General features: G+C 46.6%; 10 protein-coding genes. 5 read left to right on the forward strand and 5 right to left on the reverse strand.

Going from position 1 to position 14497, the window contains the following annotated elements; genetic code table 11:
* Positions 1-66 precede the first annotated feature (66 nt).
* Both EA26_RS06845 and EA26_RS06850 read right to left on the reverse strand, forming a co-directional pair.
* The gene (locus EA26_RS06845; protein WP_039426021.1) at positions 67-1779 is read right to left on the reverse strand and encodes a putative bifunctional diguanylate cyclase/phosphodiesterase; all 1713 of its coding nucleotides are present in this window, start codon (positions 1777-1779) and stop codon (positions 67-69) included.
* Positions 1780-2069: 290 nt separating this feature from the next.
* A complete protein-coding gene (locus EA26_RS06850; protein WP_039426024.1) occupies positions 2070-2939 on the reverse strand; it encodes an AEC family transporter in 870 nt (289 codons plus the stop codon).
* A gap of 344 nt (positions 2940-3283) precedes the next feature.
* Here EA26_RS06850 and EA26_RS06855 point away from each other — a divergent pair, with 344 nt between their 5' ends.
* The 4 genes from EA26_RS06855 (at position 3284) to EA26_RS06870 (ending at position 9976) form a co-directional block, all read left to right on the forward strand.
* Positions 3284-4489: a cyclic di-GMP phosphodiesterase gene (locus EA26_RS06855; protein WP_039426026.1), complete on the forward strand. Its 1206-nt coding sequence runs from the start codon at positions 3284-3286 to the stop codon at positions 4487-4489.
* A 126-nt stretch (positions 4490-4615) separates the two neighbouring features.
* The gene (locus EA26_RS06860; RefSeq protein WP_039426029.1) at positions 4616-7369 is read left to right on the forward strand and encodes an EAL domain-containing protein; all 2754 of its coding nucleotides are present in this window, start codon (positions 4616-4618) and stop codon (positions 7367-7369) included.
* A gap of 152 nt (positions 7370-7521) precedes the next feature.
* A complete protein-coding gene (locus EA26_RS06865) occupies positions 7522-9072 on the forward strand; it encodes a YjjI family glycine radical enzyme (protein ID WP_039426030.1) in 1551 nt (516 codons plus the stop codon).
* A 7-nt stretch (positions 9073-9079) separates the two neighbouring features.
* The gene (locus tag EA26_RS06870) at positions 9080-9976 is read left to right on the forward strand and encodes a YjjW family glycine radical enzyme activase (RefSeq protein ID WP_039426032.1); all 897 of its coding nucleotides are present in this window, start codon (positions 9080-9082) and stop codon (positions 9974-9976) included.
* Here EA26_RS06870 and EA26_RS06875 read toward each other — a convergent pair.
* Positions 9959-10870, reverse strand: coding sequence for a LysR family transcriptional regulator (locus EA26_RS06875; protein WP_039426035.1), 912 nt, complete (start codon positions 10868-10870; stop codon positions 9959-9961). The two genes, EA26_RS06870 and EA26_RS06875, sit on opposite strands and share 18 nt — an antisense overlap.
* 204 nt (positions 10871-11074) lie before the next feature.
* On the opposite strand from EA26_RS06875, the gene EA26_RS06880 reads away from it, so the two are divergent.
* Positions 11075-11677, forward strand: a complete 603-nt coding sequence (locus EA26_RS06880) for a 2OG-Fe(II) oxygenase (protein WP_039426037.1) — start codon at positions 11075-11077, stop codon at positions 11675-11677.
* A 76-nt stretch (positions 11678-11753) separates the two neighbouring features.
* Here EA26_RS06880 and EA26_RS06885 read toward each other — a convergent pair whose 3' ends face one another.
* Both EA26_RS06885 and EA26_RS06890 read right to left on the reverse strand, forming a co-directional pair.
* The gene (locus tag EA26_RS06885; RefSeq protein ID WP_039426038.1) at positions 11754-13019 is read right to left on the reverse strand and encodes an HD-GYP domain-containing protein; all 1266 of its coding nucleotides are present in this window, start codon (positions 13017-13019) and stop codon (positions 11754-11756) included.
* Between the two features lie 335 nt (positions 13020-13354).
* Positions 13355-14050, reverse strand: coding sequence for a substrate-binding periplasmic protein (locus EA26_RS06890; protein ID WP_039428840.1), 696 nt, complete (start codon positions 14048-14050; stop codon positions 13355-13357).
* Positions 14051-14497: the final 447 nt, after the last annotated feature.

Below are 14497 nucleotides of genomic sequence, written 5' to 3' on the forward strand. Positions count from 1 at the left end.
GTTCACTTGCTGGTTATCGGTTACGGAACTCTGTGTCCAGCGTCGAGTCAGTTCAGGCATAACGCCTTAACTGTCAGACATCGGGGCGAGCGTGTAGCGGCTGGCTGAGGCAATCGATAGAGGTTTCGAGAACCAATACCCTTGCAGATAGGTTGCGCCCATTTTACGAAATACTTTGTACATTTCGGGGGTTTCGATCCCTTCAATCACTACATCGATTTTGTTTTTCTGGCAAAGTTTGATTAAAAAGGCCAAGTACTGTTTTGAATCACTGTTGGTGACCGTTCGCCATGCCATTGACTTGTCGATTTTGATTTGGCTCATTGGCAAGTCAAAGAAGGTGTTGAGCGAGCTGTACCCAGAACCAAAATCGTCGAGTGAGAGATTAAACCCTAGCTCCGCCAGCTGTTTTAACTGTTCAATCGCCAAGAGATTGTTATCGAGGATCAGCGTTTCAGTCAGTTCGATGACTAAGTTTTTAGGCGCGATTTGATATTCGCTGACAATCTCGTGCACCCGGCTCGGAAAATTACTGTTAAGCAGTTGCAGCACGGAAACGTTGACGTTAACCCGAGTATTGCGCTGATGGCGTTGATTATAATCGCGAATGAATTTACACGCTTTGCGCAAGACAAAATAGCCAAGGTCGACGATGAGCCCCTTGTTTTCCGCAACCGGAATAAACTCGTCTGGATATATTTCGCCAAACTCTTCGCTGCGCCAGCGAACCAAACTTTCAAAACTGGCGACTTCTAAACTATTGGCACAGATAATCGGCTGGAATTTTACCGTCAAGGATTGCGACTCAATCGCCTCTTTAAGGCCTTGCTCTATATAGAAAAAGCGATCCACCACTTGTTGGGTGGTTGCGCTGTAGACCGCAATGCGATTGGCTTTTTTCTTGCTGGCAAACTGGCTGGTGCGGGTGGCTTTGCGCAGGATCTCTTCGGCGCTGAACACGGCGTTTAATTTGGGATAAATTCCCATACTGATGCCACAACCAAGCAATTGCCCTTGTTCCATCACCGCATCGTGATAACGCGCTTTGATCTTCTCGCAGATGTTGGTGAGCTGGCGATCGGTAAAATTGCCCTCAATCATGATGGCAAAGTCATCATCGCTGACCCGATAAAGCTTGCTGACTTGTCCGGGAAGATGACTCACCGCTGTGAGCATACTGTGCACCACGTGATTGAGAATTTCGGTACCGTAGTGACTTAAGTACGATTTGATCTCTTCAATTTGTATGTAGATCAACGAATAGGGAAGAGTGGTTGCCCGAGAAAATTCGTCAATGTCCAGCAGCAATCGACTGCGATTGGCCATGCCCGAAGCATTATCGTGAAAGGCCACTTGATGGATGTAACTTTCCATCAACTTGCGCTCTGATATGTCTTTGTGGCTACCAACCATAAAACTGCCATGCTCGGAGTGGCGAGTCACCGCTGTGCCTTCAATCCAAACGTATTGACCATTAGGTTTGCGCACGCGATATTCCGTCGTTACACGTGAATCGACCGATTCTAGATGCTCATCCACTTTGGATGAGAGACGTGCTCTGTCTAAGGGGTGAACAATCTCGAGCCAAGCCTCGAGTTCAATCACGCCAGTGTTGATCCCGAACTGCTCATAAAATTGATGATTGTAAAACACCATCACGCCTTGTTCGTCCATATGGAACAGACCTTCACTAAATACATCAAAAATATGCATAAAGCGTCGTTCAAGAATGTGATCAAAATCGTCGCCGATTTTGTCTGAGGTCGGTGTTATATCCATAATTTGAGTACTGCTCAGTCTGATCTCTCGTTAGGACAGTAAAAGGCATTCAATCACGTTTCATCTTGATTTAATTACACTAAACTCGCTCTGACTACTAGTGAATTTTTTATAAATTGTGTCAATGTGCACGAGGTGATGAAAGAGCCATCAAGTGGACGATTATAAATAGAGTATTTCACCTATTCAAATAGTGTTAGCGATTAATAACGAATGTACGGCCAATTTAAATCGGTGGCAGGTTCTCTCTGACTTTATTATCAATATAATTGAAAAGTACCCACTAAATTTTAAATTGTCAGTGCAAACCACAGCAGTGCAGGCAAACTAAACAGACTGAAAAAGTTACCAAACAACACAATGGAAGCCACTTTATCGGGCTCAATATGAAACCGCTCTGCAAATAAGTAGTTCATTACTGCTGCAGGCAGCATAGTAAATAGAACCATCATTTGCAGGGCTGGTAGCGGAACAAAATAGTAGATAAGCAAGAAAGCGATGAGGCCAGTGAGCAAAGACTGCAATGTGGAGATAACGCCGACTTTGAGCCCGTCCAGCTTCAGATTGACCATTTGTGCACCGAGTGACAGCAGCATCACCGGAACGGCCGCTTGCCCGAGTAAGGCGGAAGCTTCTAACAATGGTTGCCAGACGATAACACCGCTCAGGTTACAAGTGACCGCAGCAAAAGCGGCGATAAATACCGGCATTCGGAAAATGTGCAGCAGTGAATTGCCTTTACTCAAGAGTGCTAGTCCAAGGCTAATGTGGATGCACGCCGACATCACGAATAGCAACACGGCACTGGATTGAGCCGCCGCGCCGAAAGTATAGCTAAACAGTGGAATGGCCAAGTTGCCGCTGTTACGAAACATATGCGGTGGTGCCCAGGTTTTAAAAGGTAAGTGGTAAAAGCGGCACACAGGTATCATCACCAAGCCTGGAACCAAGACGGCGATAACGGACGCATAAATCAGTGGTAGCTGGTTTGCATCCAGCGGCATGGTCGCCAATGACGAGAACACCAAAGCGGGCAGGAAAACATCCATGTTAATGCGGTTGATCGGCTTAAAATCGGGTTTTAAAAAACGACCAACGGCGAACCCAACGCCAGCTAAGGCGAATACGGGAAAGAGGATGCTAAAAACTTTGACAAGCATGAAAGGTTCTCGAATTGGTATTTTTACCAAGCTAACAGCCTGAATACTGTTCGTCATGCGAAAAAGCAAAAAAACATGAGGTAAAACCACGATAAATTGCACTATTTTATTTATGGTTATTGGCTTTTCTTAAATTGGCGTTGCGGCTATTTACCCTTTTCAATTAGTTGATTATCTCCACTTCAAAATCTCTTCTCGCTGAGGTTGCAAAACTCTTGTTTATTTGTAAGCTCAAAATAAACAACCCAGAACTGGCAACGACTATTCTATTTTGCCTCCTTAACGTTCGCTTGTTTTTTGGCAGCAGAAGTGTGAGTTAGACAGTAGCGAGAATCGCCTCAACTATGCAGTACAATCCTGAAAATTCAGTCAAAATCGATATCGCCAATTTGAGTATTGGGATGTTTGTTACCGCGATTCAAAACAGTGAAAAAGTGAATTTAGCTCATCCTGGGCGGGTGCAGTCGCAAACGGCGATTAGCCGTTTGTTTGAAAGTGGCGTTAAGTTTGTCTGGGTTGATAAAAGCTTATCGGCGCGTAATTGTGTCATCACACCATCCGTTGAAAGCCGTGAAGAACTGCCCAAACAAGAGCCTGCCACACCGATTCCCGTTCGAACTCGCCATGGACGAGATGCAAGACAGAAGAAAGCCAAAAAGCTGATTGCTGAGGCAAAAAGCCTAGCGCAAAAACTGCTGAATCAGACTTTCGAAGGCAAAGTAATTCTGGTCGATGAGATTGACGATTGGGCAGAGGAGATGATCGAATCGGCTTTGGTTGATTCTGACGCGTTGCACTGCGTTTCAGCGCTGCGGCAAAAAGATACCTATTTACTTGAACACTCGGTCAATGTCGCTTGCCTTCTGGTTACCTTTGGCAAGCATTTGGGCCTTGAGCGTGACACCCTCAAACAGATGGCGATTGGCGGAATTATTCACGATATCGGCAAAATTAAAGTCGATGATGCCATTTTACACAAGCCCGGAAAATTGACGCCAGAAGAGTTCGAGCACATGAAATTGCATCAGGTGTTTGCGGAAGAGATCATTGTGCACGTTGAGGGGCTGAGCGATATCAGCCGCGATGTCTGTTTGATGCATCATGAGAAACTGGACGGTAAAGGCTATCCGAAAGGGTTAAAAGGCGATGATATTCCGTTGCATGGTCGAATGAGTTGTATTGTTGATATCTATGATGCGCTCACTGCGGATCGCTGCTACAAGCAAGGCATGAGCTCGGCGGAGGCATTTAAGATCATTCTCAGTTTGACGCCATTTCATCTCGATGCTGACCTTGTATACAAATTCATTAACTGTATCGGTGTCTATCCGGTTGGCTCGATTGTGGAGCTAAGTGATGGTCGTGTTGGTATTGTTTGGGGTTCTAATGCGACTCAGCCACTTAAACCTGAAGTGAAATGTTTCTACTCGCGCAAATACAAACGTTATGTTGATGTTGCAATGGTGGATCTTAAAAACAGTACACTCAAGATTGAAAGGGCAGTGGCTCCTGCTTCGCTAGAAGTGGACGCAAAGCCCTTTTATGACTGATTTCTTATGCAAGTAACAAAACTTAAGTGGGATCAATTAATTAAATAGTTGAATATGGGTCAAATCATACGCGAAATGTTTGGCCTACACTCACCACAGAATCATATTAAATGACAATGAGTTTGTATGCCTCGATTTCGTTTGTTTCACTTAACGCTGCGCCGTCGCACCGCTCTTTACTTTTGTTTGGGGTTAGTTGGGGTAATTCTCAGTACCTTGTTGATTACGCGTTATTTTTTTCTATACAGCATCAATGAACTTGAAGATTTAGAGCTGGAACGCGCCAACAAACAAGCGTTTTCCGTTATCCAAATGATGACTCGGCAGTTAGAAGAGCGCTCCTACGATTGGGCCTATTGGGATGATACCTATCAACTTTTTACTGAACGTAATATCGAAGAATATCGCGAACGTAACCTGTTTCAGGATACGCTTGATACGCTTGGGCTTGATTTGATGGCCTTTGTCACCGTGCAAGGAGAGCTATTTGAATCACTTGTGCGGGATGATTCTGCGGTAATCTCGCCAGAGCTGGCAAAGCAAGTTGTACAAAATCAAAGCGTTCAAAGCCATTTGCGGGAAATGCGCCGCCAACTCGATGGGAAACAAAAAAGCCTTGCGGGGCTGGAGCGTATCGCTGGCAGAATTTGGCTTCTATCATTAACTCCGGTGCGTAATAGCGAAGGATCCTCGGCGGTCGCTGGCTGGCTGATCTGGGGGCAAGATCTTTCAAGTCGTTTCCCTGGTGGTTTTGCCGACATCTTATCGTCTGAAAATGGGCTAGACGTGGTGATGCCGGGATATGCTATTCCCAGCGAAGCTCACGCGACTGGCGCGGATAAGTGGTTGCAAAAAAACGCCCTGTATTTAACGGCTTGGACTCCAGTGACGGATTTGGCCAATCACAAGATTGCCTATCTAAAAACTCAGCAACCGAGAGTGTATTACCAGAAAGGCAGTGATCTGTTTGTCTACTTGATTGTGGTTGTTTCGTCGGTGACAGGACTTATCGCTGTAGCTACCTTCTTCCTGTTCAACAATCGTATTTCGACCCGTTTTGCTGATTTTGAACAGACGGTCATGCAACTGTTCTCAAAATATCAGTTGGAGGACCTATCGAGCCGCCGCAGTGACGAGCTAGAGAGAATAACTCAGCTGGTGGAAGTATTGGCCGAGAATACCTCGCTGGCCGAAGGCAAGCTGAATGACACATTACAGAAGTTGGATGCCCTGTATCAAAATCGTTCAATAGGCATGCTGTTGGTGGTGGACGGTGAAATCATCGATGTAAACCAAGCGGCAGCCCAGTTGCTCGGCTACAACAAGCAGGATCTGCTTAACCAAGAGTTAAGGTGTATTTGCGCAGAAGATCAGCAAGGATGTAGTGAGGAGAAGATTAAGCATGCGGCAGAGAATGGCAAGACCCGTTTTGAAGCCTTGATGCAAGCCAAAGGCGAGCGAGAAATCGAATGCTTGGTCGAGTTGACGCCAATTCATCACGAGAATCAACAAGCCTTGATGATTTCGCTCAGTGATTTAAGTGAGCAGAAAAAGCAAGAGCGAATGATTAAGGATCTGGTTGGACGTGATCCACTTTCAGGTTTGTACAACCGCCCAGCAATTTTGGCCACGCTGGATAAACTGATTGAAACCGAGCCTACGCGTTTTTCGTTTTTGTACATTTCGATTGAAAAACTCAAACAGATTTCAGAAGTGTACGGGCATTTGGTTTTCGATGATGCGGTTAAGCTCGTCGCCTCTGTGTTTGGTCGTGCCCTGAAAGGCTTTGAAGTCGGTCGCATCAGCGAATTTGAGTTCATTGCCATTATCCCTGAGGGGAAACAGTATGATGAGGCGCTAATGGGCGCCAATCGATTCATGGATATTCTGGCCAAAACCCGTGAAGTCTCAGGAATTGAACTTGATTTAAACAGCAAAGTGGCCGTCATCGATCCCTCTCTTAGCGATCAGCCATTAGGCTATCTGCTCCAAGCAGCGGCCTATACCATCCAAACCTATCACCATGATCGCGTCACTGAGGTGATTCAAATTACCAAAGCGACGGCGGACAAGGCGCAACACGCGCTGATGATCAGTCGAGATATTGTTACTGCGGTGCGAGAAAATGCGATCATCGCCTACTACCAGCCTATTGTTGACACTGAAAGTGGCAAAGTTGGTGGGTTCGAAGCGTTAGCCCGCTGGATTCACCCTGAGCTGGGTTTCGTCTCGCCAGAGATCTTTATCCACTTAGCAGAGCAAAACCAACTGATTGTTGAGCTGGGGGAGTCTATAGTGCGCCAAGCATGTCGCTTCCTTTCTACCCTCAATCGTCAGCGTGAGGAAGCTGGCCTGTTACCGCTTTCCGTACATGTCAACCTCAGTGCAATTCACTTTTATCATGCGAGGTTACCTGCTTATCTGCGCCAAGTTATGGCGGAGTTTGACATCGCCCCAGGGCTGTTAGTGGTCGAAATTACCGAAAGCACCCTGCTTGGTATTGAATCCGAAACGTTGGATAGAATGACAGAGATTAAATCTTTGGGAGTCCAATTGGCATTGGATGATTTTGGCACAGGTTACTCTTCGTTTAGTACCTTATGTTCTTTTCCGCTGGACATAGTGAAGTTAGACAAATCTTACATCGACCAGTTGGAAAACAACGATCGGGCCAGAACGCTGATCCGTAGCATTGCAGGGATGGCCAAAGAGCTCGGTTTGACTACGGTGGCAGAAGGCGTAGAGACGGCCAGCCAGCTGCGCAAACTGAAAACGTGGAACATTGACGAGATTCAAGGCTATTACTTCTATAAGCCGCTGCCCGAGCAAGAGGCAATGGAGAAATTTTGTGGTGACTCAAGAAATCAAGTTGCCAGTTAAATAGCTTCACTTGCCGTCGTTGGTGATAGACCACAGCAACCATTCTAAACCAAGAGAGGTTTCCAAAACGGAAATATCTCTTTGTTTGTTTTTCAATAGTGGAAATTATTAATAAAAGCTAATCTACTGAAAAATAAACAGGATAAGCCGTTATGAGCCACAGTGAAGCGAGTCTGCGCCAGCGTCTACGGACTATAGTCAATGATGCCAAATTGTCGGTAAAACAGAAAAATCAGTTTCTTGCCTTAGAAGCTGAAGCGATGCTGGAGTACGTGTCAATTTCGCCCGCGCTACAAGAGGCGATGGCGCAAGGGGTCGTTTGTGACATGTTTGAAGGGCATGCGCCGTTCAAGCCTCGCTACGTTTTGCCCGACTACGCTCGCTTTTTGCGTCAAGGCAGTGAATATCTTGAGCTTGACCCCGCGCAAGACTTTGATGATGCACTCAATATGCTGACCATCTTGTATCATCATGTCCCTTCTGTGACCAATATTCCGGTTTATCTTGGCCAATTGGATGAATTACTACTGCCTTACCTTGGTGACCTCAGTGAAGCTCAGCTGTATAAAAAAATAAAATTATTTTGGATTATGCTCGATCGCACCCTGCCGGATGCGTTTATGCATGTCAATGTAGGACCAACAGACAACATTCTCTGCCGGACGATTTTACAGGTGGACGCCGAACTTAAGCAGATCGCGCCCAATTTGACCTTCCTGTACGATCCGGCTGTCACGCCAGACGATCTGCTGCGACAGGCAACGGACAACATTTGCCAATGCAGCAAACCGCACATCGCCAACTATCCTTTGCACGCGGCGGCATACGGCGACAGGCAATTTGGCATCGTCAGCTGCTACAACTCGCTGCCTTTGGCGGGTGGAGCGAACACCTTGGTTCGTCTCAATCTGAAAGAGGTGGCGCAGCGCTCTGAGGATCCAGAGGATTTCTTCTCTCAACAACTGCCCCAGTTTGCAGAGTTGATGTTTGAGCTTATGGATGCGCGATCCTCGTATCTGCATGAGCAATCGGGCTTTTTTGATAGTTTCTTGGTGAAAGAAGCACTGATTGATGAAGCCAAGTTTGCCCCGATGTTCGGCATTTATGGTATGGCGGAAGCGGTAGAACTTCTGCTCAATAAACAAGGCCGCGAGCAAAAATATGGTCATAGCGAAGAGGCGAACGCACTTGGCCTGGCCATTTCTCAGCGCTTAGCGCAGCTGGTCGAGAGTCGCGAGGTCAAATATGGTTTGGCGGGGAAAGCGTTGCTGCACGCACAAGGCGGCATCAGTTTAGACCGTGGCGTGACGCCGGGCGTACGTATTGCTTATGGTCACGAGCCCGATCCGGTCAGTTATGTTTTGGCCAATGCAGCGCATCACGCTTTTTATACTGCGGGCGTTAGCGACATTCTCACCATTGATGAGACGGTGAAAAATAATCCTGAAGCAATGTTTAATCTGTGCAAAGGGGCGCTGGCGGCGGGTTATCGCGAGTTTACCGCCAACGTGGCAGGTAACGATCTGGTGAGAATCACTGGTTATATGGTGCGCCTATCAGATATTGCCCGCTATGCCCAACAGGGTTCACGCAGCAATACCACCTTTTTAGGTGCCGAAGCGGCAAGCAACACTGAGGTATTACAAAGAAAAGCGCGTGTCGTCAGCATGGAAACGACGCCACTTTACGACGCGCAACACTGAATAACTCATGTCAGCTGTTCAGTTCAACAAGAAGGGGAAAGTGAGTCGTATCTTACCTTTCTCCTGTGTTGATGGGCCGGGAAACCGCCTAGTGATCTTCTTGCAAGGGTGTAATTTCCATTGCAAGAGTTGCCACAATCCTCACACAATCAACCACTGTCATCATTGCGGTGAGTGTGTTGAGCATTGTCCAACAGGGGCCTTGACCCAAGATGCCAACAACCAAGTTGTTTGGCGAGAAGAGGTATGCATTCACTGCGACACCTGTACCGACGTTTGCTCTTTTCACTCCAATCCAAAAATCAAAGAGTGGAGCGTCGCGCAAGTGCTGGAGAGGATTCGGCAGCAACATCTGTTTATCAGTGGTGTGACCGTATCCGGTGGCGAGGCAACCTTACAGCTTCCGTTTGTTTTAGCGCTGTTCCAAGCGATTAAAACGGACAGGGCACTGGCTCATTTAAGCTGTTTTATCGACAGTAATGGTTCACTAACAACTCATGGCTGGGAAAAGTTAGCCCCTTACACCGATGGTGTGATGATTGACCTAAAAGCTTGGCAATCGGAAACTCATCAATGGTTAACAGGGCGCAACAATCATAGAGTCATACAGTCGATAACGCATCTTGTTGAACTGAACATGCTACATGAACTTCGTTTGCTGCACATCCCGGGCAAAAGCGATTTAGACAGTGAGCTAACCGCTTTGTGCGAATTGCTACAGACCTTGCCTAGCAATGTGCAGATCCGCCTCAATGCCTTTCAAACTCACGGGGTGAAAGGCGAAGCGCGAGCTTGGGCAAAATGCGATTACGCAGAGATAGAACGCTTTGCCGCGCGTCTTCGTCAGCACATCGCTCATCCGATTATCTTGCCGTCGAAAACGGTGCTAGACCATCTCCGTTAATCGCTGCTTAAGCCACACCAACGCCGGATCATTAAGGCTCTGCTTGTTGTACACCAAACTGTAAGCCACTTGGCCATAGTCAAACGGCAAGGCTTTTTGCACTAACCCTTTTGCCTGCAAAGCGGTTTCTGCCCAGCGTTTTGAGCAGGTAAACAGCAGCGGAGAGTGATGGCACATGACCGCTGCCGCGCCGAAGTCAGCGAGTGAAATGACGATATCACGCGGCTGATGGCATTGAGTCAAAATGTGTTCAAAGTAGGGAATTGCCAACTCTTTCTCATGAATACCAATATGTTGGCAGGCTAGGTAACTGCCGATAGTCAAATTTTCTCCAACCAGCGGGTGGGCAGAGTTCATCAAGCAAACCATTTCATCGTCTAAAATTGCCTGCCAAACCAGTTCTTTATTCATCGTTGGTGGCTGGCTGATGTCATGCGGCAGCAAAAGAAAATCCACTTGGCCACGCAGCAAAGAATCAAAACCGTGTTGCTCTTTGGCGTAGATACTCATATTCACTTGCGGAGTTTGGCTTAGGATCTCGCTAAACAGCGGCGCAAATACTTCGAAAGTGCTCTCACGCATCGCCAGTGAAAAGGCGCCGCTGTAACTTTCGGGCTGAAAAGTTCCTTGGTGAATCACGCCATTCATGCTGGCTAAAATGCCATGCACTACAGGAGCGATACTTAGCGCATAAGGCGTGGCAATCAGCTGTGTGCCTTCTCGATAGAAAAGTTCATCTTTGAGTAACGCGCGAAGCTGAGCGAGGATTTTGCTGACGCACGAAGGGGTAACACACAATTGTTGCGCAGTGCAGGTCACGCTGGTGGTGGTGAGCAGCACATGCAAAACCGTTAAATGCTTCAAACTGATGCGAGAAAGAGAAATGTAATCCATAAAATAGGGGCTTGAATAGGATATCGGGCATTAGAGCAGAATTTTCTGCGGCTGCCAATGCGTGAATTTCCTCTCTAAGTACAGAAAGTCAAGCGCTTGGAATAACAAGATAATTTAACCCAGACGACAATAAGGCTCAGTTGTCTCTCAGCCCAACACTGACTATAAACAGCGCACTGGAAATGATGTAGGTTTAAAGCGTAAATGGACCCGTTGATCGATGCGCTAATCACTCAAGGCTATTTTATTTGGGATGATTTCTTAGAGAGTGAAGAGGTATTGCGTCTAAGAGACGCCATTCCAGAGAAATGGAAAGAAGCCCGAATCGGGAGAAACGATGATTTGATCAAAGTCGAACGTATTCGCAGCGACAAAATTCAGTGGCTACAAGCAGGGAAGTCGCAAGCCGTTGATGAATATCTTGCCAAAATGGAAGAGATCCGCCTCGCGGTCAACCGCTATCTTTATCTTGGTTTGTTTGAATACGAAGCGCATTTTGCCAAATATGAGCAAGGCGATTTTTATCAAAAGCACCTTGATAGCTTTCGCGGGCAGGAAAACCGTAAACTGACCACCGTGTTTTATCTCAATGACACTTGGCAGGAAGGCAACGGCGGTGAGTTGGTGATGTACGATTTGCAAGATCAACATTTACAGACGGTTCAGCCCAAAGGCGGGCGATTGGTGGTTTTTCTCTCGGAACAGTTTCCACACGAGGTACTAACCAGCCATGTTGATCGCTTTAGTATTGCTGGTTGGTTTCGCATAAACGGTGTGCGGGACAATATGTTGGATATCTCTCGTTAGACAAAACGTGAAGTAAATCTAATACAAAGGTCAAAGACCGTAAAATGGCGGTCTTTGACCTTTTCAATCTGGCTTGTTAGTAGCTTTGAATCGAAATCTGATAGCAAGTATGCATATGTTTTTTAAGGGTTTGAAAGACTGCCGAACACAATTTGCCGTCTTCGACCATTTGCGTCATTAATGCCTCTATTTCCTCTTGTTGCATCCGACCACGATACGGCCTGTCTTGCGACAACGCCTGAAACACGTCTGCCACTGCAATAATGCGTGATGGCACATCCAATTCAGCTTCCGTTTTATGGTATGGGTAACCTGAACCATCCAAACGTTCGTGATGGTTAGAAGCCCATTCGGCAATCTTTGATTTTGGGAAAACTTTGTGCAGCGCCAGTTCAGTATCAATCGTGTGTCGCTTGATGCGAGTGTACTCTTGATCGCTTAAGCGCCCTTGCTTGTGCAAAATTTCATCTGGTGTTTTCAGTTTACCGATGTCATGCACCAGTCCGGCGATGAAAATCATCTCTTGTTCGTGTTCGGTCAAACCACTTTTTCCAGCTAGGAAACGGGCCACTTCCGCTACTTTCTGCGAGTGTTGGTAGGTAAACGGACTTTTGGCGTCGACAATGCGAGCGAGAAATAGCCCGAGCGTCATTAAATCTTGTACCGTCAACTGCTTTTGCAACCAGTCAATGTGGTCAAAACCCAAGCCAATCGTCTCGATGTTTTCCGATTCCATGGCAAACCAGAAACCATCGGTCATGATAAGCGGCACCATTGCTTGGCACATATCAGGGTTAAACAGCGTTCCTGCGTGAGCCATGACGCTATCGGCGATCATCTCTTCGTGTAGCGTGACGAGATCAGAATGGCAGTCGGTCGCGTAGTGGGCACGTAGAAAATCCAGTCGATCGGATAGATAGAGAAGTGCGGCCACATCTTTGTCAAAGGGATCAAGATCGAGCTGTTCCAACTCATCCCAGCGGGTATGGTGGTAGAGAATCGGTTTGGCAAACTGAGCCAAAATGTTGCATTGCTGCAGCGACTGATACCCCCGTATACAGTGTGCTTGTGCATCTTGAGGCATGAGTTTTTCTAGCAGCATCAAATGCTCTTTGGTTTCTGAGACACCGCAATCGTGCACCATTCCAGCGAAGTAGCTGAACTCCGCTTTGCGAATATCCCAGCCCATTTTTAATGCGCATTTGTAGGCGATGTAGGCAACACGATGATTGTGATGAGTATCATCGACGCCAACGTAATCTAAGGCCCTGGCGACCCAGATTAGCGCTTGTTTTAGGTCTACTTCGAAGTGTGCAGTGCCTAAGGAGCATGTCTCGTTCATGGTTTTTCCGACGTTACTTTGTAGTTATTATTCTTTTCGCAGCAATGCGTGTAAGCTTTGCGCATTTATCTTAACGATGATACAGGGAAGTGTTTGGAATTATTATCCTTGACAGGCGCTATTGTTGATTATTTTGATATGAGTAGTGTTTTATCAGTAGCTAAGTGTATCTCTGTTGTCACATTTCATTCATATCTTGCAATAGTGCACGGGATTTCATAGATGATAAACGTCATGCGTCTTAGCGCAAAGGGATGAAAAGCGCAGAATAGACAGCTTGGATGAGTCGCGCAAGTAAGGCGGCCGCATTTGGTGTAGACGCGGCCGCAAACGAGCTATTCGGGGCAAGGATTGTTTTCAAGCATAATTTCGTAACATCCCGACTGCTTCAATGCGTGGATCCCTTTTTCATAGATGGCTTGCAATTTCCTCCCCCGTTCGGTGGGTTGAAAAAGCACATGCATGGGGTCGCTGAGCAGTGGCTTTGGGTTGACCAAAATTGCTCTCGTTCCGCCTTCCGTTACAAGGTTGACCATGTTGCGGCCAACTCGCTTTTCCGCAGGAATCGCATCAACGCGCGCTCGGTGCAGTTTAAGAAAGTTTTCTTTTAGATCAGAGGCGATCACAGGCGTCAATCCGTTTTCTTGCATAAGTTGCGTGACGGTGTAGCCATCGACAGCGCCGAGTCGGTACTTAGCGAGATCAGCAAGCTCATTCCATTCTAAGTTGACCGAGTTGTGGTAAAACATCACCGTGTCGGCGTGAAGCAAAGGGGTAGTGGAGAGCAGGTAGGTTGCTCTTCGTTCCTCGGTGGCATACCAAGGGAATGTCGCGTCGGCTTTGCCGTATTCGACCAGTTTGGCGCTGCGCATCCAAGGGTTGTAGGCAAACTCAACCTCCAAGCCCAGGTCATTGTAAATTTTAAGCACTATTTTTTCTAAAATGCCGTCGTCAGCAGAGGTATAAGGTTGCCATTCACCCAATGCAAAACGCACGACATCGTTCTGCTCGGCGTATGTGCTTGTGCTCATACTGGCTGCGAAGAAAACGAGTGAGGCTAAAAGTGAGTTACGTAGCATGATTTTGGATAAACCTCGTGAACACGAGCTTAGAAGTTGCCATATCCCAATCCAAAAGCGATTAAATGGTTATTTGAGTCTAGCAGTTATCTGTTTTTTTACTTATTGAGTTGACACTCTTTATCAGGACATGAAAAGAAAACAAAGAGCTTGCTCACAAACCGTTAACATTCTGATTTGACAACCTTGTTTCACGACTATGCGACTTTGCTTAAAACGCTGCACGCTTATTCTGGTCTACCTTTACAAATAATCTGGCTATCTGCCCATCGAAATTCATGTGCAGCCTCATACGTTTCATTGCTTAGCAATCCCATGGTGTAAAAATTAAATTACACCCATGGTTTTAAATCATTACATTTATCTTGATCTCTAATCATAGATACTACAAAATCGCCA

This window comes from Vibrio navarrensis (genome assembly GCF_000764325.1).
Lineage (GTDB): Bacteria > Pseudomonadota > Gammaproteobacteria > Enterobacterales > Vibrionaceae > Vibrio > Vibrio navarrensis.

Coding starts and splice junctions, on each gene's coding strand:
- EA26_RS06845 (WP_039426021.1), bottom strand. CDS start 1,779: ATGGATATAACACCGACCTCAGACAAAATCGGCGACGATTTTGATCAC.
- EA26_RS06850 (WP_039426024.1), bottom strand. CDS start 2,939: ATGCTTGTCAAAGTTTTTAGCATCCTCTTTCCCGTATTCGCCTTAGCT.
- EA26_RS06855 (WP_039426026.1), top strand. CDS start 3,284: ATGCAGTACAATCCTGAAAATTCAGTCAAAATCGATATCGCCAATTTG.
- EA26_RS06860 (WP_039426029.1), top strand. CDS start 4,616: ATGCCTCGATTTCGTTTGTTTCACTTAACGCTGCGCCGTCGCACCGCT.
- EA26_RS06865 (WP_039426030.1), top strand. CDS start 7,522: ATGAGCCACAGTGAAGCGAGTCTGCGCCAGCGTCTACGGACTATAGTC.
- EA26_RS06870 (WP_039426032.1), top strand. CDS start 9,080: ATGTCAGCTGTTCAGTTCAACAAGAAGGGGAAAGTGAGTCGTATCTTA.
- EA26_RS06875 (WP_039426035.1), bottom strand. CDS start 10,870: ATGGATTACATTTCTCTTTCTCGCATCAGTTTGAAGCATTTAACGGTT.
- EA26_RS06880 (WP_039426037.1), top strand. CDS start 11,075: ATGGACCCGTTGATCGATGCGCTAATCACTCAAGGCTATTTTATTTGG.
- EA26_RS06885 (WP_039426038.1), bottom strand. CDS start 13,019: ATGAACGAGACATGCTCCTTAGGCACTGCACACTTCGAAGTAGACCTA.
- EA26_RS06890 (WP_039428840.1), bottom strand. CDS start 14,050: ATGAGCACAAGCACATACGCCGAGCAGAACGATGTCGTGCGTTTTGCA.